The sequence below is a fragment of the Mycolicibacterium wolinskyi genome (genome assembly GCF_002101965.1).
Taxonomy (GTDB): domain Bacteria; phylum Actinomycetota; class Actinomycetes; order Mycobacteriales; family Mycobacteriaceae; genus Mycobacterium; species Mycobacterium wolinskyi.
This window is the reverse complement of the sequence record NZ_LQQA01000013.1, coordinates 105,711-131,767: the sequence shown is the minus strand read 5'-3', so window position 1 is coordinate 131,767 and position 26,057 is coordinate 105,711. Positions and strand designations below refer to the sequence as shown.

The window sequence follows — 26,057 nt, the reverse complement described above, 5'->3', positions numbered from 1 at the left end:
AGTGCCGTTCGGGGCGGTGGCCATATACCCCCAGGGGGTATATCATGGCGGCATGACCATGACCGATCACGCACAACACGGACATTCCGGACACGCCGAGGGGCATGGGGGCGGTCACGGGGACCACGCCGGGCAGTTCCGGCGGCTGTTCTGGATCATGGCGATCCTGGCGGTCCCGACCGTCCTCTTCTCGCCGATGTTCGCGATGTTGCTCGGCTATTCGATTCCCGACGCGACCGGCCTGCGCTGGGTGTCGCCGGTGCTCGGAACCGTCATGTACGTCTGGGGTGGCCGGCCGTTCCTGGTCGGTGCCGTCAGCGAAATACGCTCGCGCGCACCGGGAATGATGCTGCTGATCGGCCTGGCGATCACGGTCGCGTTCCTCGCCTCGTGGGGCGCGAGCCTCGGCCTTCTGCACCACCAGCTGGACTTCTGGTGGGAGCTCGCGCTGCTGATCGTGATCATGCTGCTCGGCCACTGGATCGAGATGCGTTCGCTCGCGCAGACCACATCGGCGCTCGACTCGTTGGCGGCGTTGTTGCCCGACGAGGCCGAGCGGGTCGACGACAGCGGTGGCACCGAACAGATCGTCACGGTCGCGCCTGCGGACCTGCGCGTCGGTGACCTCGTGATCGTGCGGCCGGGCGGCAGTGTCCCGGTCGACGGAAGGATCGTGGACGGCTCGGCCGACGTCGACGAATCGATGGTGACAGGCGAGTCGCGGCCGGTGCGCCGCAGCGTCGGCGACAACGTCGTCGCCGGCACCGTGGCGACGGATTCCGGCTTGCGGATCACGGTGACCGCCGTCGGCGAGGACACCGCGCTCGCGGGCATTCAACGCCTGGTCACCGATGCGATGAACTCCTCGTCTCGCGCTCAGCGGCTCGCGGATCGGGCGGCGGGCTGGCTGTTCTGGTTCGCCTTGGGCGCAGCGATTCTGACCGCGATCGTCTGGACGTATCTGGGGCAGCCCGACGAGGCCGTCGTCCGCACGATCACCGTCCTGGTGATCGCCTGCCCCCATGCACTCGGTCTGGCGATCCCACTCGTGGTGTCCATCGCGACCGAGCGGGCCGCGCGGGGAGGTGTCCTGGTCAAGGACCGGCTGGCGTTGGAGACCATGCGCTCGGTCAAGGCCGTGCTGTTCGACAAGACCGGGACGCTGACCAAGGGCGAGCCCGCAGTGACGGGGGTGCTGGCGACCGGCGGGAGCGACGACGAGGTGCTGACGCTCGCGGCAGCAGCCGAAGCGGCCTCCGAGCACCCACTGGCCAAGGCGATCGTCTCAGCGGCGCAGCGTAGTGGCCTGGCGGTCCCGTCGGCGTCGGAATTCACGTCGTCGCCCGCGGTCGGCGTGAGCGCGGTCGTATCGGGCCGGCGGGTCCAGGTCGGCGGACCACGGCTGCTCGAGCAGGCCGGCGTAGCCCCGTTGCCGGAGACCACGCAGTGGCACGGGGCGATCGTGCTGCACGTTCTGGTCGATGGGGCGGTCGCCGGTGCATTGGCATTGGCCGACGAGATCCGTCCGGAATCCCGACAGGCGGTCGATGCGCTCCACGAGCGCGGGGTCAGCGTCGTCATGATCACCGGCGACGCCGAGCCCGTCGCGGCAGCCGTCGCCGCCGATCTCGGAATCGACCGGTTCTATGCCGGCGTGCGTCCCGAGGACAAGGCCGCCAAGGTCACCGAACTGCAGCGCGAGGGACTGACCGTGGCGATGGTCGGTGACGGCGTGAATGACGCGCCGGCACTCGCACAGGCCGATGTGGGCATCGCGATCGGCGCCGGTACCGATGTCGCGATCGGGTCGGCAGGGGTGATCCTGGCGAGCTCCGATCCGCGTTCGGTGCTGTCGGTGATCGAGCTGTCGACGCAGTCCTACCGCAAGATGCGCCAAAACCTTTGGTGGGCAGCGGGTTACAACCTCATCTCGGTTCCGTTGGCGGCGGGTGTGCTCGCTCCCGTCGGGTTCGTGCTGCCGATGTCGGTGGGCGCGGTGCTCATGTCGGTGTCGACTGTGGTAGTCGCGCTCAACGCGCAGTTGTTGCGCCGGCTCGATTTGCGGCCCGAATCCGCCGTTCGGGCGGGCCGGACGTGATCGGCGACCAATTCTAAGAATCTGACTAAGCTTTTCAGCAAATAGAATAACGACCCATCACGGCACAATAACTTCGGTATAACAAGATCTACAGCAAACGAATTGTCGGTAGGGGGCGGGTAAGAGGCTTCGAAGGGGTGGCGGCCACCCGATAGGTGGTTGCGTGAAATACCCTCTGTTGCAACGTGATTCGACATTCTGGCACTGTTCGCGCCGCAACGGAACTCCGTTGACCAGCGAGTATAGTTAGGCTTGGCTAAGTTGGCATGTCGCCCGGTTTCTGTCTTATCGTTTTGTCCACTTATGGCGTGTGGGGCATAGCCGTCGTTCAGTGCTGCACGAAGGGCTTCCACCGCCGAGCCGGCTAACGCCAGCTAGTCGCTGTAAGTGGTGACTAGCGGCGAAGCTCCAGAAATGCATGTTGAAGGGCCAGGTGGGAATGACGCCCCAGAGCCAGAGTGGGAACAGCTCCTCGCGTATGCAGGGCATGTACAACCCCGCGTACGAACATGACGCGTGCGGCGTAGCAATGGTGGCCGACATGCATGGCCGCCGCAGCCGCGACATCGTCGACAAGGCCATCACGGCGCTCGTGAACCTCGAGCACCGCGGTGCCCAGGGCGCCGAGCCCAACACCGGCGACGGCGCCGGCATCCTCATCCAGGTGCCGGACGCCTTCCTGCGCGACGTCGTCGAGTTCGATCTTCCCGAGGCGGGCAGCTACGCCACCGGCATCGCATTCCTGCCGCAGTCGTCGCGTGACGCTGCGACCGCGTGCGAGGCCGTCGAAAAGATCGCCGAGGCCGAAGGCCTTGAGGTGCTCGGCTGGCGTGAGGTGCCCACCGACGACTCCTCTCTCGGTGCGCTCGCCCGGGACGCCATGCCGACCTTCCGCCAGATCTTCCTGGGCGGCGCGTCGGGCATGGACCTGGAGCGTCGCGCGTACGTCGTGCGCAAGCGCGCCGAACACGAACTCGGCACCAAGGGTCCTGGCCAGGACGGCCCCGGACGCGAGACCGTCTACTTCCCAAGCCTTTCCGGTCAGACCTTCGTCTACAAGGGCATGCTGACCACCCCGCAGCTCAAGGCGTTCTACCTGGATCTGCAGGACGACCGGCTGACCAGTGCGCTGGGCATCGTGCACTCGCGGTTCTCCACCAACACGTTCCCGTCGTGGCCGCTGGCGCATCCGTTCCGGCGCATCGCCCACAACGGCGAGATCAACACCGTCACCGGTAACGAGAACTGGATGCGCGCCCGCGAGGCGCTGATCCGCACCGACCTGTTCGGCACCGAGGGCCTCGACAAGATCGTTCCGGTCTGCACTCCGGGGGCTTCGGACACCGCACGCTTCGACGAGGTGCTCGAACTGCTGCACCTTGGCGGCCGCAGCCTGCCGCACGCCGTGCTGATGATGATCCCCGAGGCGTGGGAGCGGCACGAGTCGATGGACCCCGCGCGGCGGGCCTTTTACCAGTACCACGCGTCGCTCATGGAGCCGTGGGACGGACCGGCCTCGGTCTGCTTCACCGACGGCACCGTCATCGGCGCGGTGCTCGACCGCAACGGCCTGCGCCCGTCGCGCATCTGGGTGACCGACGACGGTCTCGTGGTGATGGCGTCGGAGGCCGGCGTCCTGCCCCTCGACCCGTCCACCGTCGTCAAGAAGATGCGCCTGCAGCCGGGCCGCATGTTCCTCGTGGACACCGCGCAGGGCCGCATCGTCTCCGACGAGGAAGTCAAGGCCGAACTCGCGGCCGAGCAGCCGTACCAGGAATGGCTCGAATCGGGCCTGTTCCACCTCGACGAGCTGCCGCCGGGTGACTACGTCCGCATGCCGCACCACCGGGTCGTACTGCGCCAGCAGATCTTCGGCTACACCTACGAAGAGCTCAACCTGCTCGTGGCGCCCATGGCCCGCACGGGTGCCGAGGCCCTGGGCTCGATGGGCACCGACACGCCCGTCGCCGTCCTCTCGGCGCGCCCGCGCATGCTGTTCGACTACTTCCAGCAGTTGTTCGCCCAGGTGACGAACCCACCGCTGGACGCCATCCGCGAAGAGGTCGTGACCAGCCTGCAGGGCGTCATCGGGCCGGAAGGCGACCTGCTCAACCCGGGCGCCGAGTCGTGCCGCCAGATCGTGCTGCCGCAGCCGATCCTGCGCAACGCCGATTTGTCGAAGCTCATGTGCGTGGATCCCGACCACGAGATCCGCGGCCACAAGCACGGCATGCGGGCCGCGGTGATCCGCTGCCTGTACCCGGTGAACCGGGGCGGCAAGGGGCTCAAGGAAGCCCTCGACAACGTGCGCGCCAAGGTGTCCGAGGCGATCCGCGACGGCGCCCGCATCATCGTGCTGTCCGACCGCGAATCCAACGAGACGATGGCGCCGATCCCGTCGCTGCTGTCGGTTGCGGCCGTGCACCATCACCTGGTCCGCGAGCGCACCCGCACCAAGGTCGGTCTGGTCGTCGAGGCCGGTGACGCCCGCGAGGTGCACCACATGGCCATGCTGGTCGGCTTCGGCGCTGCGGCGATCAACCCGTACATGGCGTTCGAGTCGATCGAGGACATGGTCGATCGCGGTGTGATCACCGGCATCACGAGCGACAAGGCCAAGGCCAACTACGTCAAGGCGGCAGGCAAGGGCGTGCTCAAGGTGATGTCCAAGATGGGCATCTCGACTCTGGCCTCCTACACCGGCGCCCAGCTGTTCCAGGCCATCGGCATCAGCCAGCAAGTGCTCGACGAGTACTTCACCGGCCTCGCGTGCCCCGTCGGTGGCATCGACCTCGACGACATCGCCGACGACGTCGCCACCCGGCATTCGCTGGCATTCCTGGACCGCCCCGACGAACGCGCCCACCGCGAGCTCGAGGTCGGCGGCGAGTACCAGTGGCGCCGTGAGGGCGAGTACCACCTGTTCAACCCGGACACGGTGTTCAAGCTGCAGCACTCGACGCGCACCGGTCAGTACTCGATCTTCAAGGAGTACACCAAGCTCGTCGACGACCAGAGCGAGCGCATCGCCTCGCTGCGTGGGCTCTTGAAGTTCCGCGAGGGCGTGCGTCCGCCGGTGCCACTGGACGAGGTCGAGCCCGCGTCGGAGATTGTCAAGCGATTCTCGACCGGTGCCATGAGCTACGGCTCGATCTCCGCCGAGGCGCACGAGACACTCGCGATCGCGATGAACCGCCTTGGCGGACGGTCGAACTCGGGCGAGGGCGGCGAGCACGTCAGCCGCTTCGGCCGCGACGAGAACGGCGACTGGCGCCGCAGCGCCATCAAGCAGGTGGCATCGGGCCGGTTCGGTGTGACATCGCACTATCTGACGAACTGCACCGACATCCAGATCAAGATGGCGCAGGGCGCGAAACCCGGTGAGGGCGGCCAGCTTCCGGGGCACAAGGTGTACCCGTGGGTGGCCGAGGTGCGGCACTCGACCCCGGGTGTCGGCCTGATCTCGCCGCCGCCGCACCACGACATCTACTCGATCGAGGATCTCGCGCAGCTGATCCACGACCTGAAGAACGCCAACCCGCAGGCCCGCGTGCACGTCAAGCTGGTCAGCGAGAACGGCGTCGGCACGGTCGCCGCGGGCGTTTCCAAGGCACACGCCGACGTGGTGCTCATCTCGGGCCACGACGGCGGCACCGGTGCGACACCGCTGACCTCGATGAAGCACGCGGGTGCGCCGTGGGAGCTCGGCCTGGCCGAGACCCAGCAGACCCTGCTGCTCAACGGTCTTCGCGACCGCATCGTGGTCCAGGTCGACGGCCAGCTCAAGACGGGCCGCGACGTGGTCATCGCCGCACTGCTGGGCGGTGAGGAATTCGGCTTCGCCACTGCGCCGCTCGTGGTCTCGGGCTGCATCATGATGCGCGTGTGCCACCTCGACACCTGCCCGGTGGGCGTGGCCACCCAGAACCCGGTGCTGCGCGAACGGTTCAACGGCAAGCCCGAATTCGTCGAGAACTTCTTCATGTTCATCGCCGAGGAAGTTCGCGAGCTCATGGCGCAGCTCGGCTTCCGCACCGTCAATGAGATGGTGGGCCAGGTCGGTTCGCTCGACACGACCCGTGCCGCCGAGCACTGGAAGGCGCACAAGCTCGACCTGACTCCGGTGCTGCACGAGCCGGAATCGGCGTTCATGAACCAGGATCTCTACTGCAGCTCGCGCCAGGACCACGGTCTGGACAAGGCGCTGGACCAGCAGCTGATCACGCAGAGCCGCGAAGCGCTGGATTCGGCCACGCCGGTGCGTTTCTCGACCAAGATCACGAACGTCAACCGCACCGTCGGCACCATGCTCGGCCACGAGGTCACCAAGGCCTATGGCGGGCAAGGGCTTCCGGACGGCACCATCGACATCACGTTCGACGGGTCGGCCGGCAACAGCTTCGGTGCGTTCGTCCCCAAGGGCATCACGCTGCGGGTCTACGGCGACGCCAACGACTACGTCGGCAAGGGCCTGTCCGGTGGACGGATCGTCGTGCGCCCCGCCGACGAGGCCCCGGAAGGCTTTGCGGCAGAAGACAACATCATCGCCGGCAACGTGATCCTGTTCGGTGCCACGAGCGGTGAGGCGTTCCTGCGCGGCCAGGTGGGCGAGCGGTTCGCGGTGCGTAACTCCGGCGCCCACGCGGTGGTCGAAGGCGTCGGCGATCATGGCTGCGAGTACATGACCGGCGGCAAGGTCGTGATCCTCGGACCGACGGGCCGCAACTTCGCGGCCGGTATGTCCGGCGGCATCGCGTATGTGTACAACGTCTCCGGCACGCTGTCGGAGAATCTGAACACCGAGATGGTGGAGTTGGAGGAGCTTGAGGGCACCGACTCAGAAGACGCAGTATGGCTGCGCAACTTCATCGCCGCGCACGTTGATGCCACGGATTCGACTGTGGGACAGCGGGTCCTGTCTGATTGGGATAACGAATTGAAGCATTTCGTCAAGGTCATGCCGCGCGACTACAAGCGCGTGCTGACTGCCATCGCCGAGGCCAAGCGCGCCGGCGACAATGTGGACGAGGCGATCATGGCGGCCGCCAGTGGCTGATCCGCGCGGTTTTCTCAAGCACACGTCCCGGGAACTTCCGTCCCGCAGGCCGGTTCCGCTGCGACTGAAGGACTGGAACGAGGTTTACGAGGACTTCTCTCACGGGGTTCTGCAGGACCAGGCATCGCGATGCATGGACTGCGGTATTCCGTTCTGCCACAACGGCTGCCCGCTCGGGAACCTGATCCCCGAGTGGAACGACCTGGTGTACCGGGACCGGTGGCGCGACGCGATCGAGCGGCTGCACGCCACCAACAACTTCCCGGAGTTCACCGGCCGGCTGTGCCCGGCGCCGTGTGAGGCGTCGTGCGTCCTCGGCATCAACCAGGATCCGGTGACCATCAAGCAGGTCGAGGTCGAAATCATCGACAACGCCTTCGACCAGGGCTGGGTCGTCCCGATGCTGCCCGACGTGCAGACCGGCAAGAAGGTCGCCGTCGTCGGCTCCGGCCCGGCCGGTCTGGCCGCCGCCCAGCAGCTCACGCGGGCCGGCCACACCGTGACGGTGTTCGAACGGGCCGACCGCATCGGCGGTCTGCTGCGCTACGGCATCCCAGAATTCAAGATGGAGAAGCGCCACATCGACCGGCGCCTGGAGCAGATGGCGGCCGAGGGCACGCAGTTCCGGCCCGGCGTCAACGTCGGCGTCGACATCACCGTGGCGCAGCTGCGGCTGAACTACGACGCCGTCGTGCTCGCGGGTGGCGCCACCGCTTGGCGTGACCTGCCGATCCCGGGCCGCGAACTCGACGGCATCCACCAGGCGATGGAGTTCCTGCCCTGGGCCAACCGCGTGCAGCTCGGTGACGATGTCCTCGGACCCGACGGCGAGCCGCCGATCACGGCCAAGGGCAAGCACGTCGTCATCATCGGCGGCGGTGACACCGGCGCGGACTGCCTCGGCACGTCGCACCGCCAAGGTGCGGCCAGCATCCACCAGTTCGAGATCATGCCGCGCCCGCCGGAGACGCGTGCGGACTCGACCCCGTGGCCGACCTACCCGTTGATGTTCCGGGTGTCCTCGGCTCACGAAGAGGGCGGCGAGCGCGTGTTCTCGGTCAACACCGAGGAATTCATCGGCGAGAACGGTCATGTCACCGGGCTGCGGGCGCACGAGGTGAAGATGAACGCCGGCAAGTTCGAGAAGGTGGAAGGCACCGACTTCGAGCTCAAGGCCGATCTCGTCCTGCTCGCGATGGGCTTCGTCGGACCCGAGAAGCCGGGCCTGATCACCGATCTCGGCGTCGAGCTGACCGACCGCGGCAACGTCGCACGCGACGCGAACTTCCAGTCCTCGGTTCCCGGCGTGTTCGTCGCCGGCGACATGGGCCGTGGGCAGTCGCTGATCGTGTGGGCGATCGCCGAAGGCCGGGCCGCCGCCGCTGGCGTCGACCGCTATCTGATGGGCCGCACGGCACTGCCCGCACCGATCAAGCCGACTGCTGCGCCGCAGCGCTGACTTGGTTTTCCGCTACCCGCGCGCGTTGGTCACGTTTGTCACGCCAGAGTGACCCTGGGCGTCCAGCGTCACTCTGGTGTGACAAACGGTGGTAGCCGGGGTGTCGGGCGGGTCGGCGGATCTGGACCGATTAGCAATTAGTAAGACGCTCTTAATTAGCTTGTGTGGGGTTGATCACGACATCGTGGGGCTCAAAAGTGCTGGTTGATGTGGTGCAGACCACAAATTTTGCCCTGTGATCACCACATCAGTCACATCAGTCACAAGAAAAACACTCAGAATATTCTGCGGCGTGGCACGCACTGTTTGCCGGAAACCGGGTATCTAATGACTTGGTGAGAGCTCTGCGGTAACGTGGGGTTACGGGTACAGCTATCAAGAAGCCGCAGGAGTGATCACCGTGTATCTCAGTCCGATCAGTCGGTCACGGATGGGTCGAATTGCCTGGTCATTGCTACGCCACCCGGTGAAGAGTCGGGAGTTCCCGGCCAAGAACGAGCGGTTGGTCACTGCCGACGAGCTACTTCGCTTCGGGGTCTAGCGCGTCGCAAGCCGCATCGGCGGGTGGCCGCAGTGGCCGCTCGTCAATTTTTGCCTTCTGTCAGCCGGCACGAAATGGCCGGCACCGCTCGATGAACACGATGCCGGCCATGACGTCAGGCACGTGTACTAGCTGGTCAGCTGCCCGGAATCCCTGATCGCCTGCGCCAGCGGCTCAAGCACGGCCGTGTCGTATGGCGGCGGCAGGTAGATGATGGCCAGATCCAGACCTTCCGCCCCGAGCGCGGCAGCCTCGTCGACGACCTTGGCGTAATCCCGATCCTCGCCCAGCCGGACATGCGCCGACAGCGTGATCTCCTTGGGGTCGCGGCCGATGTCGGCGCAATGCGATGCGAGCACATCGCGTTTGCGCGCGAACTCCTCAGGCGGGCCGCCGACGAAATTCCAGTGGTCGGCGTACTTGGCGGTGATCCGCAGCGTCCGCTTCTCGCCGCTGCCGCCGATGCAGAACGGCGGATGCGGCTGCTGCGGGCCCTTCGGCTCGTTGCGGGCATCCTTGAGCTGATAGAACTTGCCGTCGAACGTCGTCGTCTCCTGGCTCAGCAGGCCCTTGAGCACCTCGCAGGCTTCCTCGAACCGGTCGAAACGTTCCTTGATGGAGCCCAGTTCGATGCCGTAGGCGCCCGATTCCTCCTCGTTCCACCCGGCGCCGATGCCGAGTTCGAGGCGTCCGTTCGAGATGATGTCGAGCGCGGCCGCCATGTTCGCCAGCACCGCGGGATGCCGGTAGTGAATGCCGGTCACGAGCACGCCGACACGCAGCCGTTCGGTCGCCTGCGCCAGCGCGGTCAGTGTCGTCCAGCCCTCCAGGCACGGGCCGGTCGAGTCCGAGAAGATCGGATAGAAGTGGTCGAAAGTCCAGCCCGACTCGTAGACATCGATATCGTCGGCGGCTTTCCAGATGGCCAGCATGTCGGCCCAGGTCGTGTTCTGCGGGGAAGTTTTGAAGGCGAATCGCACAACACTCCAAACTAGACACGCATCGGCAGAAATTCCTGGCAGCAGGTGAACAAATACTGTGAACTGCCTTCTCGGCCCAATGTGACGGTGTGCTCGGTAATCTCGCGAGTGGACCGAACGATCGGGAGTGAACCATGACCGAGTACGCAGTCACCGATCCCGCGACCGCCGAAGTGGTCGCCACCTATCCCACCGCAACCGACGCCGAAATCGAAGCCGCGATCGAGGCCGCCGCCAAGACGGGCCGCACGTGGCCCCGGACCTCGACGGTGGCCGAGCGCGCCGCGATGCTCGGCAAGGTCGCGGATCTGCATGAGCAGCGCCGTGAACAATTGGCCGATGTCATCGTCCGCGAGATGGGCAAGCCGCGCGACCAATCGCTGAGCGAAGTCGACTTCTGCGCAGACATCTACCGGTATTACGCGCAGAACGCCGAGAAATTCCTTGCCGACGAGGAGATCAAACTGCTCGACGGCGAAGGCACCGCCGTCGTCAAACGCGGACCCATCGGCGTGCTGCTCGGCATCATGCCGTGGAACTATCCCTACTACCAGGTGGCCCGGTTCGCAGGCCCAAACCTGGTAATCGGCAACACCATTCTGCTCAAGCACGCACCGCAGTGCCCGGAATCCGCCGAGCTGCTCCAGCTGCTGTTCCTGGAGGCCGGGTTCCCGCAGGGCGCCTACATCGACATCCGGGCCACCAACGACCAGGTGGCCACGATCATCGCCGACCCGCGGGTGGCGGCGGTCTCGCTCACCGGGTCGGAGCGGGCGGGCGCGGCGGTCGCCGAGATCGCGGGGCGCAATTTGAAGAAATGCGTGCTGGAGCTGGGCGGATCCGATCCGTTCATCGTGTTGTCGACCGACGATCTCGACGCAACCGTGGAATCGGCCGTCGAGGCGCGGATGGAGAACACCGGGCAGGCCTGCAACGCGGCCAAGCGGTTCATCGTCGCCGAGAACCTGTACGACGACTTCCTGACGAAGTTCACCGACAAGCTGCTGGCGGCTGCCGACGGGATCGCGCCGCTGTCCTCCGAGCAGGCCGCCGAGCGGCTCGAGCAGCAGGTCAAGGACGCCGTCGACCAAGGCGCACAGCTCACTTCATCGGGGGAACGCCGCGGTGCGTTCTACCCGCCGGCCGTGCTGACCGGGGTGACCGAGGACAACGACGCCTATCGGCAGGAACTGTTCGGCCCGGTCGCCGTGGTGTACAAAGCCGGTTCGGAGGACGAGGCCGTCGCGATCGCCAACGACACCCCGTTCGGATTGGGTTCCTACGTCTTCACCACGGACAAGGACCAGGCCCAGCGCGTGGCCGAGAAGATCGACGCGGGCATGGTGTTCGTCAACGCCGTCGGTGCAGAAGGCGCCGAATTGCCGTTCGGCGGCGTCAAGCGCTCCGGGTTCGGCCGTGAGCTGGGTCGATTCGGCATCGAGGAGTTCGTGAACAAAAAGCTCATCCGCACGGTGAGCTGACGGTCATTGCGGCTGCCGGGCGACGTGGGTCCGTGCGTGTTCGACGGCGTCGTCGAGTGAGTCCAGCAGATGGTTCTCATGTCGGAGTGAGTCGAACACCCCTACGTTCGCCAGCAGATCCATGTGTTCGGGCCGCACGCCCTTGATGATCACGGTGATTCCGCGCGACTCCAAGTCAGTGGCGATCTGGGCGAGCGTGTGAGCACCGGTGGCATCGAGCATGCCCAACTGTGACATCCGGATGATGACGACGGATGTACGGGGATGCTCAGCGTCCCCGATCGCGTTCGAAATCCTTTCGGCCGCACCGAAGAACATCGCGCCGTCGAGGCGCAGCAGCGCGATCTGCTCGTCGCCCGACCGGTGCGGTTCCGGCAACTCCTCGCGCACCACGCTGCTGCGCCGGGCAACCGAACGCAACGCGAAGAAGGCCGCCACCACGATGCCGATCTCGACGGCCTCGATCAGGTCGAAACACACCGTGACGGCCGCGGTCAGCGCGAAGATCAATGCGTCCGACCGCGTCGAACGCAGGATCTTGCGGACGGTCGAACCCGAGATCATCCGGAACGACGTCACCATCAGCACACCGGCCAGCGCCGACAACGGAATCGCCGAGACGGGGCCGGTGGCCAGGTAGACGACGGCCAGCAGCACCAGCGAATGCACGATCGCCGCGACCCGGGTTCTGGCTCCTGACCGCACGTTGACGGCCGTGCGTGCGATCGCGCCGGTTGCCGGCATACCGCCGAACACCCCGGATGCCACGGACGCCAAGCCCTGACCGACCAACTCGCGGTCGGGGTCGTACGGTCCCGTCGGCGACATCGTCGCGGCCACCCGCGCGGACAACAACGATTCGATGGCCGCCAGTGCCGCGATGGCCAGTGCCGCACCGAGCAGCGCGCGCAGGGCGCTTGCGTCGGCATGCGGCAGCACCGGAACGGGCAGATGTGATGGCAGATCACCGATCGATGCGACCGGTAGGTGCAGCGTCACCGCGACAACCGTCGCCGCGATCACCGCGGTCAGCGATTCCGGGATCGCCCGGTGAAGCTTCGGCAGCGCGATCATCAGCACAGCGACAAGTGCTACCACCGCAAGGGTTTTCACGGCCTGCGACCAGTCGGCATTCGCGAGGACCGTGACCGCCGCCGTGAGCGTGCGTTGTCCGGCCGGTGTCTGCTGCGCCAAAGCGGCCGGAACCTGCTGCAGGAAGATGATCGCTGCGATGCCGAGCGTGAATCCTTCGATGACCGGCCAAGGAATGAAGGTCACCGCCCGTCCCAACCCGGTTACGCCTGCCGCCAGCACCAGCACGCCCGCGACCACTGTGACCAGTGCGATGCTGCCGAGTCCGTGTGTTGCGACGATGGGCGCCAGCACCACCGCCATCGCCCCCGTCGGCCCCGAAACCTGCACATGAGAACCGCCGAACACCGCCGCGACCAATCCGGCCACCACTGCGGTGATCAGGCCGGCGGCCGCCCCAACCCCGGAGCTGATGCCGAAGGCCAACGCCAGCGGCAGGGCGACCACTCCGACGGTGATACCGGCGAGGACGTCCTGCCGCCACGAACGAGGCAGGTCGGAGTAGTCGCGGCGATGCGGAAGCAACCTACCGAGGTTGCCTGCCGCGGCAACAATCACGGTCGATGCCCGATAGGTGGCAGGGATCGCAATGTGGCCAGCTGGTCCCGCTGCACACCGAGGGTGTCGGCCAGGAAGGTGCGCGCGATCACCAGCAGCTCCGAGATCTTCGGGTGGGCGAGCTCGTAGAACACCGCGTTGCCGACCCGCTGCCCGCTCACGACATGATGGCGTTTCAGCACCGCCAGATGCTGTGACAACAGCGTCGGCTCGAGCTCCGTCTCGGCCAGAATGTCACTCACCGGGGTGGGTTGTCCACTGGCCGAAAGGATTTCGAGCACGCGGATGCGCGCGGGGTGGGCGAGCGCCTTGAACAGATTGGCCTTGATCTCGTAGAGCGGCTGTTCGGGGCTGGCGGTGAAACGGTGCGGCACGAGGCGACCTGACGGATTAATGGATTGAATGAATTCGCAATTCAATGTAGCGGGGTTCGCTCGCAGCCACAACCGGGCACACTGGAGGTATGAGCGGCGTGCTGTATTTCGACGGCAACTGCGGCATGTGCACGCGCAGTGTGCGCGCACTTAGCGGCAGGCAGCGGACGGGTGACGTGCGGATCGCACCGTTTCAGAAGGCCGGCACCGCAGAGCGGCTGGGTGTGCCGGTGGACCGGATGGTCGAGGCGGCGTGGTGGCACGACGCGGACGGCGCGGTGTATCGCGGCGCCGAGGCGATCAACGCCGCGCTCGGGGCGGGTTTCGGTACTCGAATTCCCTTGCGGCTGTATCGATTGCCGGGTGTCCGGCGGCTTGAGGACGTCGTCTACCGGTGGGTCGCCACCCACCGCTACCGGTTTCCGGGGACGACGCCACACTGCGCGGCACAGCCGGGTGACTGCTGACCATGGATCCGGTGACCGCGCTGCGTCAGATCGCCTATTACAAAGATCGGGCCCGGGAAGACCCGCGACGGGTCATGGCCTATCGCAATGCCGCCGACATCGTCGAGGGTTTGACCGACGAGCAGCGCGAACGGTTGGGTGCGGCCAACGGCTGGCAGTCGCTGCCCGGTATCGGCCCGAAGACCGCGAAAGTCATCGCGCAGGCGTGGGCCGGCCGCGAACCCGATGCGCTTGTCGAATTACGGTCCTCGGCGGCCGATCTCGGTGGGGGAGACATCCGTGCCGCGTTGCGCGGCGACCTGCATGTGCATTCCAACTGGTCGGACGGATCGGCGCCGATCGAGGAAATGATGCTGGCCGCAAGGGATCTGGGTCATGAGTACTGTGCGTTGACCGATCACTCGCCGCGGCTGAAGATCGCCAACGGGCTGTCGCCGGATCGGCTGCGCGAACAGCTCGACGTCATCGAGGAGGTGCGTGACCTGGTCGCGCCGATGCGCATCCTCACCGGCATCGAGGTCGACATCCTCGAAGACGGCTCGCTTGACCAGGAACCCGAGTTGCTGGAGCGGCTCGACGTGGTGGTGGCGAGTGTGCACTCCAAACTCGCCATGGACGAGACGGCCATGACCCGGCGCATGATCAAGGCCGTCACCAACCCGCACACCGATGTGCTGGGCCACTGCACGGGACGCCTGGTCACCGGTGGCCGGGGCATGCGGCCGGAGTCCAAGTTCGACGCCGAAAAGGTCTTCACCGCATGCCGTGACAGCGGCACTGCCGTCGAGATCAACTCGCGTCCGGAGCGCCGCGACCCGCCCACCCGGCTGTTGAACCTCGCACTGGAGATCGGCTGTCTGTTCAGCATCGACACCGATTCACATGCGCCGGGCCAGCTGGAATTCCTCGGCTACGGTGCCCAGCGCGCGCTGGACGCCGGGGTGCCGGCCGAGCGCATCGTCAACACCTGGCCTGCCGAACAACTCCTGGAGTGGACCGCGACGACCTGACCTCAGGTGGTGAACGGATTGTGTTCGGCGATCAGCTTTTCCATGCGGGCTTCGTCGAGACGTACCCGGACCGTGGCGGCCTCCTGCTGGTCCCGGATCACCTTGGCCAGGGTGAAGGCGCTGGTGACGAGGAACAGGACGGACATACCGAGGAACATCCGCTGCCACGTGTCGATCGGCAGGAAGAAGATCCCGCCGAGCACGCCGAGGAAACTGACGCCGAAGGCGATGGCGGCCTGAAGGAAGAACGCGGCGGTGACTTTCGCCGTGTCGGTCAATGTGTTCATGTCGAAAAGCCTGGCGTAGCTCGCCGTCCGGCGGATGCGTGAGACTACTCAACTACACTCACGCGATGCGCGCGGATCTTGGCGTCGACACGATCGTCACACTGCTGGCTGCCGGCCTGATCTTCCTGCTGGCGCTGATCCTCGGGATCTGGAAGTACCGGCAGATGGCCACGAGTGAGAACCATCTGGCGCACCCCTACGTCGACATCGCCCATCGCGCCGCGTTGCTCTACTCGTTCGCGACACTGCTGGTGGCGGTCTTCGTCGAACTGAGTGCCTGGCCGACGTGGGTCAACCTCGCCGCCGCGATGGTCCTGGTGTTCTTCTTCGTCATCGCCATCGTCAGCTATATCGAGCATGGCGCCAAGCAGGACACCACCAATCAGTTCGGCCAGCCGAGCTTTGGACTGCATGCGGGGATGGTCGCGCTGATCGTCGGCGAGGTCGGCGGATTCGCCGTTCTGCTCGCCGGATTCGTTGCGGCACAACTGCTTTAATCCGGGAGCATAGGCATCTCCAATCCCGGGTCACGGCCGACCAACACGCCACGCGTCAGCACGGCGTTGCCGAACCGTCGACGCACCTGGTCGATGGCGCAGTCGATCGCGATCGGATCGGGCGCGGCGTCGAACGGCAGCTCCAGCTGCTGGCTGCCTTCGCGGTCGATGTTCGACACCGCGAACCCGATGAGCGTCAAACCGCGTTCGGCGATCAGCGGTGCGGCCGCGGCCACCAAAGCCCTTGCGGCGCTGAGGATCGCGTCGGTGGAGGCCGTCGCGCGGGGCAGGGTGTGCGAACGCGTCGCGCGCCCGAAATCGTCGAAGCGCAGCCGCAGCACGACCGTGCGGCCGGTACGGCCCGCAGCGCGCATGCGACGCGTGATCCGGTCGATCAGATTCACCACCACCACATCGACCTCGGCGCCCGACATCATGTTGCCGCGCCGGCCCAAGGCCCGCTGAGCGCCCACGGAGCGGCGCCGCACCCCCGTCGTCACCCGACGGCGGTCGATGTTGCGGGACAACGCGAACAGCTGACGCCCCATCGCGCCACCGACCATCGAACCCAGCGCCGCCTCGGACAGTTCGGCGACGTCGGCCACGGTCTCGATACCGTGCGCGTGCAGCTTCTCGGCGGTCTTGGCGCCGACGCCCCATAATCGGCGGACCGGCAGTGGATGCAGGAACGCCAACTCACGGTCCGGTGGCACGAGCAACAGCCCGTCCGGCTTGGCTTCCTGGCTGGCCACCTTGGCGAGAAACTTGGTACGCGCGATGCCCACGGTGATGGGCAGCCCGACCTGCTCCTTGACTTGTGCGCGCAGCCGGCCGGCGATCTCGACGGGCGTGCCCGACACCCGGCCAAGGCCGGACACGTCGAGAAACGCCTCATCGACCGACAGTGGCTCGACGAGCGGCGTGGTGTCGTGGAACACGGCGAAGACGTCCTTGCTCGCCTGTGAATACGCGGCCATGCGCGGCGGGACGACGATGGCTTGCGGAGACAGCGCACGGGCCTGCCGTCCGCCCATCGCCGTGCGGACGCCGAACGCCTTCGCTTCGTACGACGCCGCGAGCACCACACCGCCCCCGACGATGACGGGCCGGCCGCGCAGCGACGGGTCGTCCCGCTGCTCGACCGACGCGTAGAACGAGTCGAGGTCGGCATGCAGGATGTCGGCCGCCTGAGTACCGGACACGAACATATGTTCGCATCAGGGACCGACAGTTGCGAGACCTGTCAGGCGGCGCTGCCGTAAATGCTGTTGAGCCAGATGTGAGAGAGGGTGTCGACGACTTTGTCGTGTTCGACGGCCGGCTGCTCGGCGGACAGCGCCGCCATCATCGTCCGCTCGTTCATGAGGTTCAGCGAGGTCGCGAGGTCGAGGGCGGGGATGGTGTCGGGTGCGGCACCGCGCTCGCGCTCGGCGGTGATGAGCGCCGCCGTCAGCGCGATCCATTTCTGCATGAGCCCGGACCAGAACGTGCGGAATTCGGGGCTGCTGTTGAGTGCCTCGGTTCCCGCGCGGGCCGTCGCCGGATGTGACCCGAACGAGCTGAAGAAGATCTCGATGCCCCGGCGGATGGCGCGGTGCGGATCGGCGGGCATGCTTTCGAGCGCGTTGTCGAACCCGGTGTCGGCGCGCTTGATCAGCGGATCGAGCAACGACAGCAGCACGGCTTCCTTCGACGGGAAATAGAAGTAGAACGTCGGCCGCGAGATTCCGGCGCCTTTGGCGAGGTCGTCGACCGAGATGTCGGAGAACTTCTTGTCGTCGAGCAACCGCTCGGCCGTCGCGAGGATCGCCGCTTCCCGATCGTCGCCCGATGGGCGGTTGGAGCGGCGGCCGCGCGGTGCGCGCGCCTGGCTGGCGGTGGTCACAACCAGCAGCTTAACACTGCGTCGATTTTCTCAACAGGGTGTTGACCAACTCAACACCCTGTTGATACCGTCGGTCCCATGAGCGAACACCTCGACGTTGTGATCGTCGGTGCCGGCATCTCCGGCATCAGCACGGCCTGGCACCTGCAGGACCGCTGCCCGACCAAGAGCTACGTGATCCTGGAACGCCGCGAGAACATCGGCGGCACCTGGGACCTGTTCAAATACCCGGGTATCCGATCGGACTCCGACATGTTCACGCTCGGCTTCCGGTTCAAGCCGTGGACCTCGGCCAAGTCGATCGCCGACGGCCAGTCGATCTGGAACTACATCAACGAGGCCGCCGAAGAGAACGGCATCAGCAGACACATCCGGGTCAACCACCGGGTGCTGTCGGCCGACTGGTCCGACGCCGACAACCGCTGGACCCTCACGATCGACAAGGGCGGCGAGCAGATCGAGATGACCTGCTCGTTCCTGTCGGTGTGCAGCGGTTACTACAACTACGACGAGGGCTACTCGCCGGAATTCCCCGGGGCGGCCGATTTCAAGGGCCAGATCATCCACCCGCAGCACTGGCCCGAGGACCTCGACTACGCCGGGAAGAAGATCGTCGTCATCGGATCGGGTGCCACCGCGGTGACGCTCATACCGTCCCTCGTGGCGGGCGGCGCCGGGCACGTCACGATGCTGCAGCGCTCACCCACCTACATCGGCGCACTGCCGTTGGAGGACCCGTTCGCGCGCCGAGCCAACAAGTACCTGCCGAAGAACCTGGCGCACTTCGTCAACCGGTGGAAGCAGATCGGTTACAGCACCGGGCAGTATCAGATCGCCAGGAAGTTCCCGGGCGTCTTCAAGAAGGCGTTGCGCCAGATGGCGACCCGACGGCTGCCCGAGGGCTTCGACTACGACAAGCACTTCAGCCCGCGCTACAACCCGTGGGACGAGCGAGTGTGCTTGGCGCCCAACGGCGATCTGTTCAAGACCATCCGCTCGGGCAAGGCCGACGTCGTCACCGACACGATCGAGACCTTCACCGAGACCGGTATCAAGCTGACCTCCGGTGACGAGCTGGCGGCCGACATCATCATCACCGCAACGGGTCTGAACATGCAGCTGTTCGGCGGTGCGACCGTCACCCGCAACGGTGAGGCGGTCGACCTGACGAAGTCGATGACCTACAAGGGCCTGATGCTGTCAGGCGTGCCGAACATGGCGATCACGTTCGGCTACACCAACGCATCCTGGACCCTCAAGGCCGACCTGGTCTCCGAATTCATTTGCCGTCTGCTGAACTTCATGGACGCCAACGGCTTTGACAAGGTCGAGCCCGAGCACCCCGGCGACGCCGTCGACGAGCTGCCGTTCATGGACTTCACTCCCGGCTACTTCCGGCGGGCGATGGACAGCCTGCCGAAGTCCGGATCGGAAGCACCGTGGAAGCTCAAGCAGAACTACTTCTTCGACATGCGCACCATCCGGTACGGCAAGGTCGACGAGGAGTCCCTGCACTTCACCAAACACCGTGCCGCAGTGACGGTTTAGTCCTTCGGTGAGCAGACACAGAATCGTACGGCTCAAGAAGTGCGATTCTGTGTCTGCTCGCGTTATGCGGCGAGGACGACGATCCCGTCCTCGTCGCAGTATGCGACCTCGCCGGGAACGAATGTGACTCCGCCGAACGAGACCTCGACATCCCGTTCGCCCGCACCGGTTTTGGTGCCCTTGCGCGGATTGGTGCCAAGCGCCTTGATTCCGACGTCGATCGTGCGCAGCGCCGCGGCATCACGCACCGCGCCGTGCACGATCACTCCCGACCAGCCGTTGTCGGCGGCCAGACCCGCGATGATGTCGCCGACCAGCGCGGTGTGCAGTGACCCGTCACCGTCGACCACGAGTACACCGCCGTCGCCAGGCGTGGACAGGATCGACTTCAACAGCGCGTTGTCCTGGAAACAACGCACGGTCGTGATCCGCCCGGCGAACATCGTCTTGCCGCCGTAGTTCTGCAATTGCAGGTCACAGCTACGGACGTCGGGATAGATCTCGTCGACGAGATCGGCGGTGGCGCGGGGTTCGATACTCACGCCGCGATTATTTCAGGACGCTCGCCGCGATGATGTCGTGGACGAACTGGGCCAGACCGGGCTCGACGTCGTCGTAGTAGCGGGTGAACCGCTCGTCGGCAAGATACATCTGTGCCAGGCAGACATGCATGTCGTCGCTGCAGTCGTAGAACCGGGAGATGTTGGCGCGATGGCGGGCGGCCAGCGCGTCGGCCTCGGGTGAACCCGGCCGAATGCCGGCCCGCTTGCCATCGGCCAGCGCCTGCAGCAAAGCGTCGTTCTCGGCCTTGAACTCGATCCAGTCCTGTTTGCTCATCTCGGCCGTGCGGATTTGCGACTGCCGCCACTCCTCGGTGCCGCCCCAGCGTTCCTGGGCCTCTTCGTGGTGTTCGTCGAACACGGCGCTGCCGAAGATCTCGACCTGTTCCTCGGCGCTGAGCTGGATACCGTTGTTGTGGGCGCTCATGAGTTCCTCCACTGCCTTGATGGTCTGCTGAAGCTGCTCGGCCCTCTCACACAGCAGGCTGTGCTGGCGTTGCAGATGGGCGAGTACGTCGGCGTCGGCGTCGTCGAGCAGCGTCCGGATCTCGTCCAGCGCCAGCCCCACCGACCGGTACACCAACACGAGGTGCAGCCGCTCGATGTCGGTGTCGGTGTAGCCGCGATAACCCGCCGCGGTACGCACGCTCGGAACCACCAGGCCGATGTGGTCGTAGTGGTGCAGGGTCCGCACGGAGACACCCGTCAGGGCGGCTACCGCTCCGACGGTTCTGGCGTCCCGGTTGGCGTGCATGAGCCAACTATCGACCCTGACGTCGCGTCAGGGTCAAGCGCAATGGTCAGTCTTCGGTCGAATGACGACGTGTCACGACGACGAGCAGGATCGCCAGCAGGCCGACAGCCACCGCGGCGGCCAGCGGCAGGCGAGATTGCGCAGGCGTCTCCAGCGGCACCGGAGCCGGCCCGGACACCGGATTGGCGGCCGTGGCCACCGTTGACTTTGCTTGTGCGGCAGTCTCTTCCGCGGCGGCCGTGAGCACCTCGGGTGGCGGGATGTCGGCAGGGGACTTTTTCGCGGGAGCTTTCTTGGCGGGTGCCTTTTTCGCCGCAGCCTTCTTGGCCGGAGCTTTCTTGGCGGCCTTGGCCGGTGCCTTTTTCGCCGGTGCTTTCTTGGCGGGTGCCTTTTTCGCCGGGGCCTTCTTGGCAGGCGGAGTCGCGGGAGCGGGCGGCGTCGCGGCAGCTGAATCGTCGCCGGCGCCCGACGGGCCGGCCGGTGCGGAGCCGGCTGGGGTATCCGGCTTCTCGGCGGGTTGATCCGGCTGCTCTGCCATTCTGGCTGCTCCTTCGCAGTGTCTGATATTCCGCGCCAGCGCGGTCTCGGGGTGGCCGGCAGTGGGTTCCATCATGCCAGGCCGCGCACGGTCAACCCGTGACGGCCAGGGCAGCGGCAAAGGTGACCGCGACGGCCATCACCGCCAATTCGGCAAGCGACCGATTGGTCGACAGGCTGGCGCTGGTGCGATGCGCGCGTGCGGCCGGAAGCCAGCCCGCCCGGTTACGCCACGCCAGCACGAGTAGACCGCCCGTCACCACGACTTTCGCGATAAGTAACCGCCCATAGCCCGTCGTCCACAGTTCGGCCGGGGCCTGCAGCCGGATCACCGCGCCGAGCACGCCGGCCAGCAGCAGCACGGCCACCGAACCCAGCGACAGCTGCGAGAACCGCGGCAATACCCGCGCCCACTGACCGCGGTGCGTCACGGTCAGCACCAACGCGGCCAGCACACCGCACCACACCGCCGCGGCGAGCGCGTGCACCGCCACCGCGAGCCCGCCGACCGGGCTCTCCGCGAGATGGCCGGCCAGGGTGCGGGCCGCGACGCCTGCCGCCGCGGTTCCGATCGTCGCGACGATCGCCGCGGCGGTGCGCGGGGCCAGCAGCGTCGCGACGCACACCGCGAGCGCGGCCACGATGGCGACCAACCCGGACCGGCCGACGGTCGTGTGCAGGGCGAACTCGCCGACGGTGTGCACGCCGACGCGCTGCACCGGAACCGCCGCCGCCTGCGCCGCCACCACGATCAGGCGCACCAATTCGGCGAGGAGCCAGACTGCACTGCTGAACGCGAGCGGGCGGGCCGCGGTGCGCGCCAACTCCGCGCGGTAGCGGGCGCTTTCGAGCATCGGAACGGCCGCCAGGCCGACGGTCACGACGGCAGCGCAATCGGCGACCGTGCGCACCAGCGCCCCGGCCAGCTGGCTCTGCGGGTAGGACAGCGCGGCTGCCGCGACCGAAGCGGCGGTCACAACCAGCGCTGCGCCGGCCGCCGCGCGCCAGGTCATGACTGCCGTCGTACCGCCCACCAAGCTCCGCCACCCACGATCACCACGGCGGCCAGCACGAAGGGCCACACCGGCAGGCCCTCGTCGGACGAGCTGGGAGCGGCGGCCGCAGGCCCGGGCGTGCCTGTTCCCTCGACCGTCAGCTCGAACGCCCACGAACCCGACACCACGTGCCCGTCGGCCGAGGTCACCCGGTAGTTCACGGTGTATGTCCCGGCGGGGCCCAACGGCCGGACACCCACGCTGACGACCGCGCCTTCGACCTGCGGCTCACCGTCGGACCACAGATTGCCGTCCGGCCCGACGACCGTCATCGCCGCGAAGGCCTTCTGAAGCTGCTCGTTGAACGTGGCGCTGACGCGTTGCGGCGATTCAGTGAGCTTCGCGTGCTCGGCGGGGTCGGCGCCGGTTCTGGTGGCGTGTGCGGACGCGGTGCCCGCACCGGCGAGTGCCGACGCGGCGAGGGCGAGGGCGGCCAAGGTCATGGCCAGCAGCCGCCTCATGATCGGCGCCTTGCCAGCAGGGCGACGACCACGGCGACTGCCGCGACGGTCAGCGCACCACCGGCCAGCCACCGCGCCGAGTTGTCGGTGGAGCTGACGGCGGTGTCCACAGCCGACGCCGTGGACGGTGCCGGCGCCGGTGACGCGATGGCGGGCCCTCCGTGATCGTCCTGGCCGGCGGGAGCCGTGGAGTCCGAGAGCGTCAGTCGCGGCGCCGGATGCTCGGGCTCGCTGCCGTCGGGCAATGGGGCCTGATCCCAGCGCACGACGCTGCCGTCGGAATACGTCTGGGTGGCAGGGAAACTCACCGTGTCGGATTCGGGCAGCCGCACGGAGATCTTGAACAGGGCGAACTGGTCGGAGGAGATGCCGACGCCGGGTGCCGCGGTCCAGGTGACGGATTTGACCGTGCCCGCCGCTGCGTCGCGGTCCAGCTTGGCCGTCCATCCGGGCATCACCTCGGTGCGCGCCGATGCGACGTCGGGCAGGGCGACGGTCAATTGTGTTGTCACAGCACCGGATTCGGATTCGCCAGGGACCCGGAAGGTGAGGATGGAGGTGCTTCCGGGCGCGGGGTTGTCCGCGTCGACGTGTACGTGGGCGGAGGCCGGTGCGGCCGTGAGCAGGCCGACCGCGGTGACCGTGGCGGCGGTGCCGAGCAGGGCGCGCCAGGGCGCCCCGGGGAGGGGTTTCATTGTTCGGGTGTCTTTCGGAAGTCGATGGGATTCAGGTCAGGCGATCGCGCCGACCGGAGGCCCTCGATGCGACACCGAAGCGGCAAGGAGCAACGCGGAGTGCAGCGGCTGATCCGTGCTGCCCACGAGCATGGACGTGGCCGCCACCGGCGCCCGACCGCCGGACGCCGTGACGGCGCGCACCGCGCGGGACATCGCGGCACAGAATCGAGCGCCGCCCGCGATGAGGGCTGCGCCGACGGTCACCGCCAGGACATGTGCGACGAGCATCGTCGCGCCGGAGGCCACCGGGTTCGGGGCATGTGCGTGGTCGGCCGTGGCCAACAGCGCATGCGCCAGCAGCTGGCCGGAGCCGAGCAGCGCCCATAGGACGGCGGCCCGATCGGCCGTGCGGACGGTGGCGGCGACCGCGCCCAAGGTCACCGCCAGGACCGCGAGCTGCGCCGTGATCGCGCCATCGGGCAGTACGCCGCCCGCCGTGCCGTGCGCCGCGACCGCCAGCGCCGCGGTGAGCAGCCCGACGGCCGTACCGCGCAGCGGCGCTGCGGGGTCGGTTCGGGCTGGAGTCATCGGGGGGTCTTCGTGAAGCCGGTCAGACCAGGCCGAGCCGGGCCATCAGGTCGGCGTCGATGCCGTCGAGCTGTGTCGCGATCGCGGCGTGCGCGCCGCGGCGGCGTGCCGAGGGCATGTGCTCGGCGGCCGTGACGGCCGCCGCCAGATCCTTGAGCCGGTCACTGATGGCGCTGACGAACTGTTTGGTCTCGGCGTCCTTCGGGTTCTTCTCGGCCACAAGTCGCAGGGACTGTTCGGCGCCCGCGATCCGCGCCGACAACTGCGCGCCGTGGCCGGAGAACTGGCCGAGCTGGCTGAGCGGCACCCCGAGTTGATCGGCCCGACGCTCGTCGATGGCACCCCGGGCGGCGATGGCAACGCGGTAGACCACCGGCACCAGCACGGGTGCCAGCAAACGTGTGACAGTGAGCATGCGGCGGATGCGGGCGGGGGATAGGAGCTTGCCTTCGCGGGCCGCCTTCAACTCCGCCTCGGCGATCCTGAGGGCATTGCGGTCACTGTCCCGCTGGGCCTTGAGCTGCGCTTGCAGTGCCTTGCGCTCGGCCTTGAGGCCGGCTTTCATCCGGCGCGCCTCGTTCTTTGCCGTGAGCCGGGCTTCGAGCTTGGCCTTGGCCTTGATAGCGCGGGCTTCGGCTCGGCGGGTAGCACGGCTTTTTCGTCGCGTGAACAGGCCCATTCCGGCTGCCTCCCGGTCATCTCGTCGTGTGTTGATGCGCGCCGTCGAACTGCTGCAGACCAACAGTATCGTCCGGCCGATTTGCTCTGCTCCTCCTACCCGCAAGCGGCCCGGGCAATCCTCTCAGCTAGCAAACCAGAGAAGCGGTTTGTGCGACAATTAGATGGCATCAACGTGCCGATGCGGCGGTGCGCGGGGAGGGTGGTGACGAAGTGCGTTCGCGGTTGCGCGTCGCCGCCTCTACGTGTTTGGTGATCTCCGGCCTGTTCATCGCCGGTCTGGGCGGCGCATTGGCATTTGCCGACCCCGATCGTGGCGGCGGGCAGCGCCCGTCGACCGGCACCGACGGCGGTGGACCCCGAGGCAATGGCCACGACGGTGACCACGACCATACCCACGGTCACGGGCATGACGGCGAGCACGGCGACGGCGACGACGCAAATGGGCCGACGCGGCCGTCCCACGGCGGGACGAAGCCCACCAAGCCGACCAAAGAGCCGACCAAGACCGACCACCCGACGAAGACGGACGAGCCGAGCGGATCTCCGCAACCGAGCGGGAGCGGCACGGTGACGAACACCAACACAGCTACCTCGCAGTCGCACACGCCGACGGAGCCCACGACGGAACCGTCGACGGAGTACCCGACGACTCAAACCACGTCGGGCACCTCGGTCACGTCGTCCGCAACCACGACGAGTCGCACCACGACCACCACAGACCCGACGACGACCGAGCCGACGACGACAGACCCGACAACCACCGAACCGACGACCACCGACCCCAGCACCACCAGCCGGACGACCTCGGCGACGACGACGATCGTCATCGGGGAGACCGGTGGTGGCGGCGGTGGTGGCGGCGCGGTGCCGCCGGAGATCCGTCAGCCCCGACCGCCTGCCATGCAATTGCCGGAGGTCGCCGCGCCGCTGCCAACCCCGGCCCCAGCCGCCGCGCCGCCGGGCCTGGCCGCTGCCGCGGGCGCAGTGCCGCCGCCCCCGATCGTCATGCCGGTTGTCGTTCCGCCTGTCGTCGTGCCGCCGATCCTGGCTCCTGGCAACCCGGACGACAACGATTCGTCGAGCGGCCCCGACCGGCAGCCCGAGGTGACCGCAACGCTGAAACAGCAGCAGCCCACGTCCGGTGGCCCGCTCGCGGTCGGATATGACGCGGCCGTCCCGCCGGCGTCGTTCCGGGTCGGTTACACCGACTATCTGCGGACGGCCGGGGTATTCGAGATCGCAGCGGTGGCTGTACCAGGGGTTGCCGGCATCCTCGGCCTCACCGGTTTGGGCGGGTTTGTCGGCTACCGACAGGCAAAGGCCGCTCTGTCAGCGCGGAACGGCACCAACCGGTTCATGAGCTAAGAGTCCGTCCTGGGAGAATTCCGGGTTACATAGTGCTAGGAAAGGG

23 protein-coding genes are annotated in these 26,057 nt (G+C 67.0%); 9 read left to right on the top strand and 14 right to left on the bottom strand.

What is annotated here, in order from left to right; all coding sequences use genetic code 11:
* The first annotated feature begins 52 nt into the window (after positions 1-52).
* The 3 genes from AWC31_RS12625 (at position 53) to AWC31_RS12615 (ending at position 8,613) form a co-directional block, all read left to right on the top strand.
* Complete coding sequence (locus AWC31_RS12625; protein WP_085144574.1) at positions 53-2,098, top strand: heavy metal translocating P-type ATPase; 2,046 nt, start codon at positions 53-55, stop codon at positions 2,096-2,098.
* A 439-nt stretch (positions 2,099-2,537) separates the two neighbouring features.
* Positions 2,538-7,154, top strand: a complete 4,617-nt coding sequence (gltB, locus tag AWC31_RS12620) for a glutamate synthase large subunit (RefSeq protein ID WP_234816836.1) — start codon at positions 2,538-2,540, stop codon at positions 7,152-7,154.
* Positions 7,147-8,613: a glutamate synthase subunit beta gene (locus AWC31_RS12615; RefSeq protein ID WP_067854927.1), complete on the top strand. Its 1,467-nt coding sequence runs from the start codon at positions 7,147-7,149 to the stop codon at positions 8,611-8,613. Before gltB ends, AWC31_RS12615 begins: the two co-directional genes overlap by 8 nt.
* A gap of 669 nt (positions 8,614-9,282) precedes the next feature.
* Here AWC31_RS12615 and AWC31_RS12610 read toward each other — a convergent pair.
* Entirely contained in the window at positions 9,283-10,134 is an 852-nt protein-coding gene (locus tag AWC31_RS12610) for an LLM class F420-dependent oxidoreductase (RefSeq protein ID WP_085144572.1), read from the bottom strand.
* A gap of 134 nt (positions 10,135-10,268) precedes the next feature.
* On the opposite strand from AWC31_RS12610, the gene AWC31_RS12605 reads away from it, so the two are divergent.
* On the top strand, positions 10,269-11,615 hold the full coding sequence (locus AWC31_RS12605) for an NAD-dependent succinate-semialdehyde dehydrogenase (RefSeq protein ID WP_085144571.1): 1,347 nt from the start codon (positions 10,269-10,271) through the stop codon (positions 11,613-11,615).
* A 3-nt stretch (positions 11,616-11,618) separates the two neighbouring features.
* Here the strand turns inward: AWC31_RS12605 and AWC31_RS12600 are convergent, their stop codons facing one another.
* A complete protein-coding gene (locus AWC31_RS12600; RefSeq protein WP_085144570.1) occupies positions 11,619-13,265 on the bottom strand; it encodes a SulP family inorganic anion transporter in 1,647 nt (548 codons plus the stop codon).
* Positions 13,262-13,639 (bottom strand): ArsR/SmtB family transcription factor, encoded by a 378-nt coding sequence (locus AWC31_RS12595; protein WP_067854951.1) that lies wholly within the window; start codon positions 13,637-13,639, stop codon positions 13,262-13,264. The genes AWC31_RS12600 and AWC31_RS12595 overlap by 4 nt, the downstream gene beginning before the upstream one ends.
* An 89-nt stretch (positions 13,640-13,728) precedes the next feature.
* On the opposite strand from AWC31_RS12595, the gene AWC31_RS12590 reads away from it, so the two are divergent.
* Positions 13,729-14,106 (top strand): thiol-disulfide oxidoreductase DCC family protein, encoded by a 378-nt coding sequence (locus AWC31_RS12590; RefSeq protein ID WP_085144569.1) that lies wholly within the window; start codon positions 13,729-13,731, stop codon positions 14,104-14,106.
* A gap of 2 nt (positions 14,107-14,108) precedes the next feature.
* The gene (locus AWC31_RS12585; RefSeq protein WP_085144568.1) at positions 14,109-15,116 is read left to right on the top strand and encodes a PHP domain-containing protein; all 1,008 of its coding nucleotides are present in this window, start codon (positions 14,109-14,111) and stop codon (positions 15,114-15,116) included.
* A gap of 2 nt (positions 15,117-15,118) precedes the next feature.
* On the opposite strand, the gene AWC31_RS12580 is transcribed toward AWC31_RS12585, so the two are convergent.
* Positions 15,119-15,403 carry a YiaA/YiaB family inner membrane protein gene (locus AWC31_RS12580; protein ID WP_085144567.1) on the bottom strand — a complete coding sequence of 95 codons (285 nt, stop codon included), beginning with the start codon at positions 15,401-15,403 and terminating at the stop codon, positions 15,119-15,121.
* Between the two features lie 65 nt (positions 15,404-15,468).
* On the opposite strand from AWC31_RS12580, the gene AWC31_RS12575 reads away from it, so the two are divergent.
* Positions 15,469-15,900 (top strand): hypothetical protein, encoded by a 432-nt coding sequence (locus AWC31_RS12575; protein WP_067854962.1) that lies wholly within the window; start codon positions 15,469-15,471, stop codon positions 15,898-15,900.
* On the opposite strand, the gene dinB is transcribed toward AWC31_RS12575, so the two are convergent.
* Positions 15,897-17,108 (bottom strand): DNA polymerase IV, encoded by a 1,212-nt coding sequence (dinB, locus tag AWC31_RS12570; protein WP_085144566.1) that lies wholly within the window; start codon positions 17,106-17,108, stop codon positions 15,897-15,899. The genes AWC31_RS12575 and dinB overlap by 4 nt on opposite strands.
* A gap of 35 nt (positions 17,109-17,143) precedes the next feature.
* Entirely contained in the window at positions 17,144-17,785 is a 642-nt protein-coding gene (locus tag AWC31_RS12565) for a TetR/AcrR family transcriptional regulator (RefSeq protein ID WP_085144565.1), read from the bottom strand.
* 78 nt (positions 17,786-17,863) lie between these two features.
* Here AWC31_RS12565 and AWC31_RS12560 point away from each other — a divergent pair, with 78 nt between their 5' ends.
* Entirely contained in the window at positions 17,864-19,333 is a 1,470-nt protein-coding gene (locus AWC31_RS12560) for a flavin-containing monooxygenase (protein WP_067854970.1), read from the top strand.
* Positions 19,334-19,395: 62 nt separating this feature from the next.
* Here the strand turns inward: AWC31_RS12560 and rraA are convergent, their stop codons facing one another.
* From rraA to AWC31_RS12520, 8 genes are all read right to left on the bottom strand, one after another.
* Positions 19,396-19,875, bottom strand: coding sequence for a ribonuclease E activity regulator RraA (rraA, locus tag AWC31_RS12555; protein WP_085144564.1), 480 nt, complete (start codon positions 19,873-19,875; stop codon positions 19,396-19,398).
* 7 nt (positions 19,876-19,882) lie between these two features.
* Complete coding sequence (locus AWC31_RS12550) at positions 19,883-20,647, bottom strand: MerR family transcriptional regulator (protein ID WP_085144563.1); 765 nt, start codon at positions 20,645-20,647, stop codon at positions 19,883-19,885.
* 46 nt (positions 20,648-20,693) lie between these two features.
* Complete coding sequence (locus AWC31_RS12545; RefSeq protein ID WP_085144793.1) at positions 20,694-21,185, bottom strand: hypothetical protein; 492 nt, start codon at positions 21,183-21,185, stop codon at positions 20,694-20,696.
* 91 nt (positions 21,186-21,276) lie between these two features.
* On the bottom strand, positions 21,277-22,197 hold the full coding sequence (locus tag AWC31_RS12540; protein ID WP_085144562.1) for a CopD family protein: 921 nt from the start codon (positions 22,195-22,197) through the stop codon (positions 21,277-21,279).
* A complete protein-coding gene (locus tag AWC31_RS12535; RefSeq protein WP_085144561.1) occupies positions 22,194-22,700 on the bottom strand; it encodes a copper resistance CopC family protein in 507 nt (168 codons plus the stop codon). Before AWC31_RS12535 ends, AWC31_RS12540 begins: the two co-directional genes overlap by 4 nt.
* Entirely contained in the window at positions 22,697-23,395 is a 699-nt protein-coding gene (locus tag AWC31_RS12530; RefSeq protein ID WP_085144560.1) for a YcnI family copper-binding membrane protein, read from the bottom strand. Before AWC31_RS12530 ends, AWC31_RS12535 begins: the two co-directional genes overlap by 4 nt.
* 36 nt (positions 23,396-23,431) lie before the next feature.
* Positions 23,432-23,965: a hypothetical protein gene (locus tag AWC31_RS12525; protein WP_085144559.1), complete on the bottom strand. Its 534-nt coding sequence runs from the start codon at positions 23,963-23,965 to the stop codon at positions 23,432-23,434.
* Positions 23,966-23,987: 22 nt separating this feature from the next.
* Positions 23,988-24,644 carry a DUF6474 family protein gene (locus AWC31_RS12520; RefSeq protein ID WP_085144558.1) on the bottom strand — a complete coding sequence of 219 codons (657 nt, stop codon included), beginning with the start codon at positions 24,642-24,644 and terminating at the stop codon, positions 23,988-23,990.
* 212 nt (positions 24,645-24,856) lie between these two features.
* Between AWC31_RS12520 and AWC31_RS37840 the strand changes: the two genes are divergently transcribed.
* Positions 24,857-26,011: a hypothetical protein gene (locus AWC31_RS37840; RefSeq protein WP_110775072.1), complete on the top strand. Its 1,155-nt coding sequence runs from the start codon at positions 24,857-24,859 to the stop codon at positions 26,009-26,011.
* Positions 26,012-26,057 lie beyond the last annotated feature (46 nt).

Bases quoted from the DNA above. Each gene is read 5' to 3' on its own strand.
- AWC31_RS12585 (WP_085144568.1), top strand. From the start codon at position 14,109: ATGGATCCGGTGACCGCGCTGCGTCAGATCGCCTATTACAAAGATCGG.
- AWC31_RS12540 (WP_085144562.1), bottom strand. From the start codon at position 22,197: ATGACCTGGCGCGCGGCGGCCGGCGCAGCGCTGGTTGTGACCGCCGCT.
- AWC31_RS12525 (WP_085144559.1), bottom strand. From the start codon at position 23,965: ATGACTCCAGCCCGAACCGACCCCGCAGCGCCGCTGCGCGGTACGGCC.
- AWC31_RS12545 (WP_085144793.1), bottom strand. From the start codon at position 21,185: ATGGCAGAGCAGCCGGATCAACCCGCCGAGAAGCCGGATACCCCAGCC.
- AWC31_RS12550 (WP_085144563.1), bottom strand. From the start codon at position 20,647: ATGCACGCCAACCGGGACGCCAGAACCGTCGGAGCGGTAGCCGCCCTG.
- AWC31_RS12560 (WP_067854970.1), top strand. From the start codon at position 17,864: ATGAGCGAACACCTCGACGTTGTGATCGTCGGTGCCGGCATCTCCGGC.
- AWC31_RS12625 (WP_085144574.1), top strand. From the start codon at position 53: ATGACCATGACCGATCACGCACAACACGGACATTCCGGACACGCCGAG.
- AWC31_RS12535 (WP_085144561.1), bottom strand. From the start codon at position 22,700: ATGAGGCGGCTGCTGGCCATGACCTTGGCCGCCCTCGCCCTCGCCGCG.
- AWC31_RS12520 (WP_085144558.1), bottom strand. From the start codon at position 24,644: ATGGGCCTGTTCACGCGACGAAAAAGCCGTGCTACCCGCCGAGCCGAA.
- AWC31_RS12590 (WP_085144569.1), top strand. From the start codon at position 13,729: ATGAGCGGCGTGCTGTATTTCGACGGCAACTGCGGCATGTGCACGCGC.
- gltB (WP_234816836.1), top strand. From the start codon at position 2,538: ATGACGCCCCAGAGCCAGAGTGGGAACAGCTCCTCGCGTATGCAGGGC.
- AWC31_RS12580 (WP_085144567.1), bottom strand. From the start codon at position 15,403: ATGAACACATTGACCGACACGGCGAAAGTCACCGCCGCGTTCTTCCTT.
- AWC31_RS12605 (WP_085144571.1), top strand. From the start codon at position 10,269: ATGACCGAGTACGCAGTCACCGATCCCGCGACCGCCGAAGTGGTCGCC.
- AWC31_RS12530 (WP_085144560.1), bottom strand. From the start codon at position 23,395: ATGAAACCCCTCCCCGGGGCGCCCTGGCGCGCCCTGCTCGGCACCGCC.
- AWC31_RS12575 (WP_067854962.1), top strand. From the start codon at position 15,469: ATGCGCGCGGATCTTGGCGTCGACACGATCGTCACACTGCTGGCTGCC.
- dinB (WP_085144566.1), bottom strand. From the start codon at position 17,108: ATGTTCGTGTCCGGTACTCAGGCGGCCGACATCCTGCATGCCGACCTC.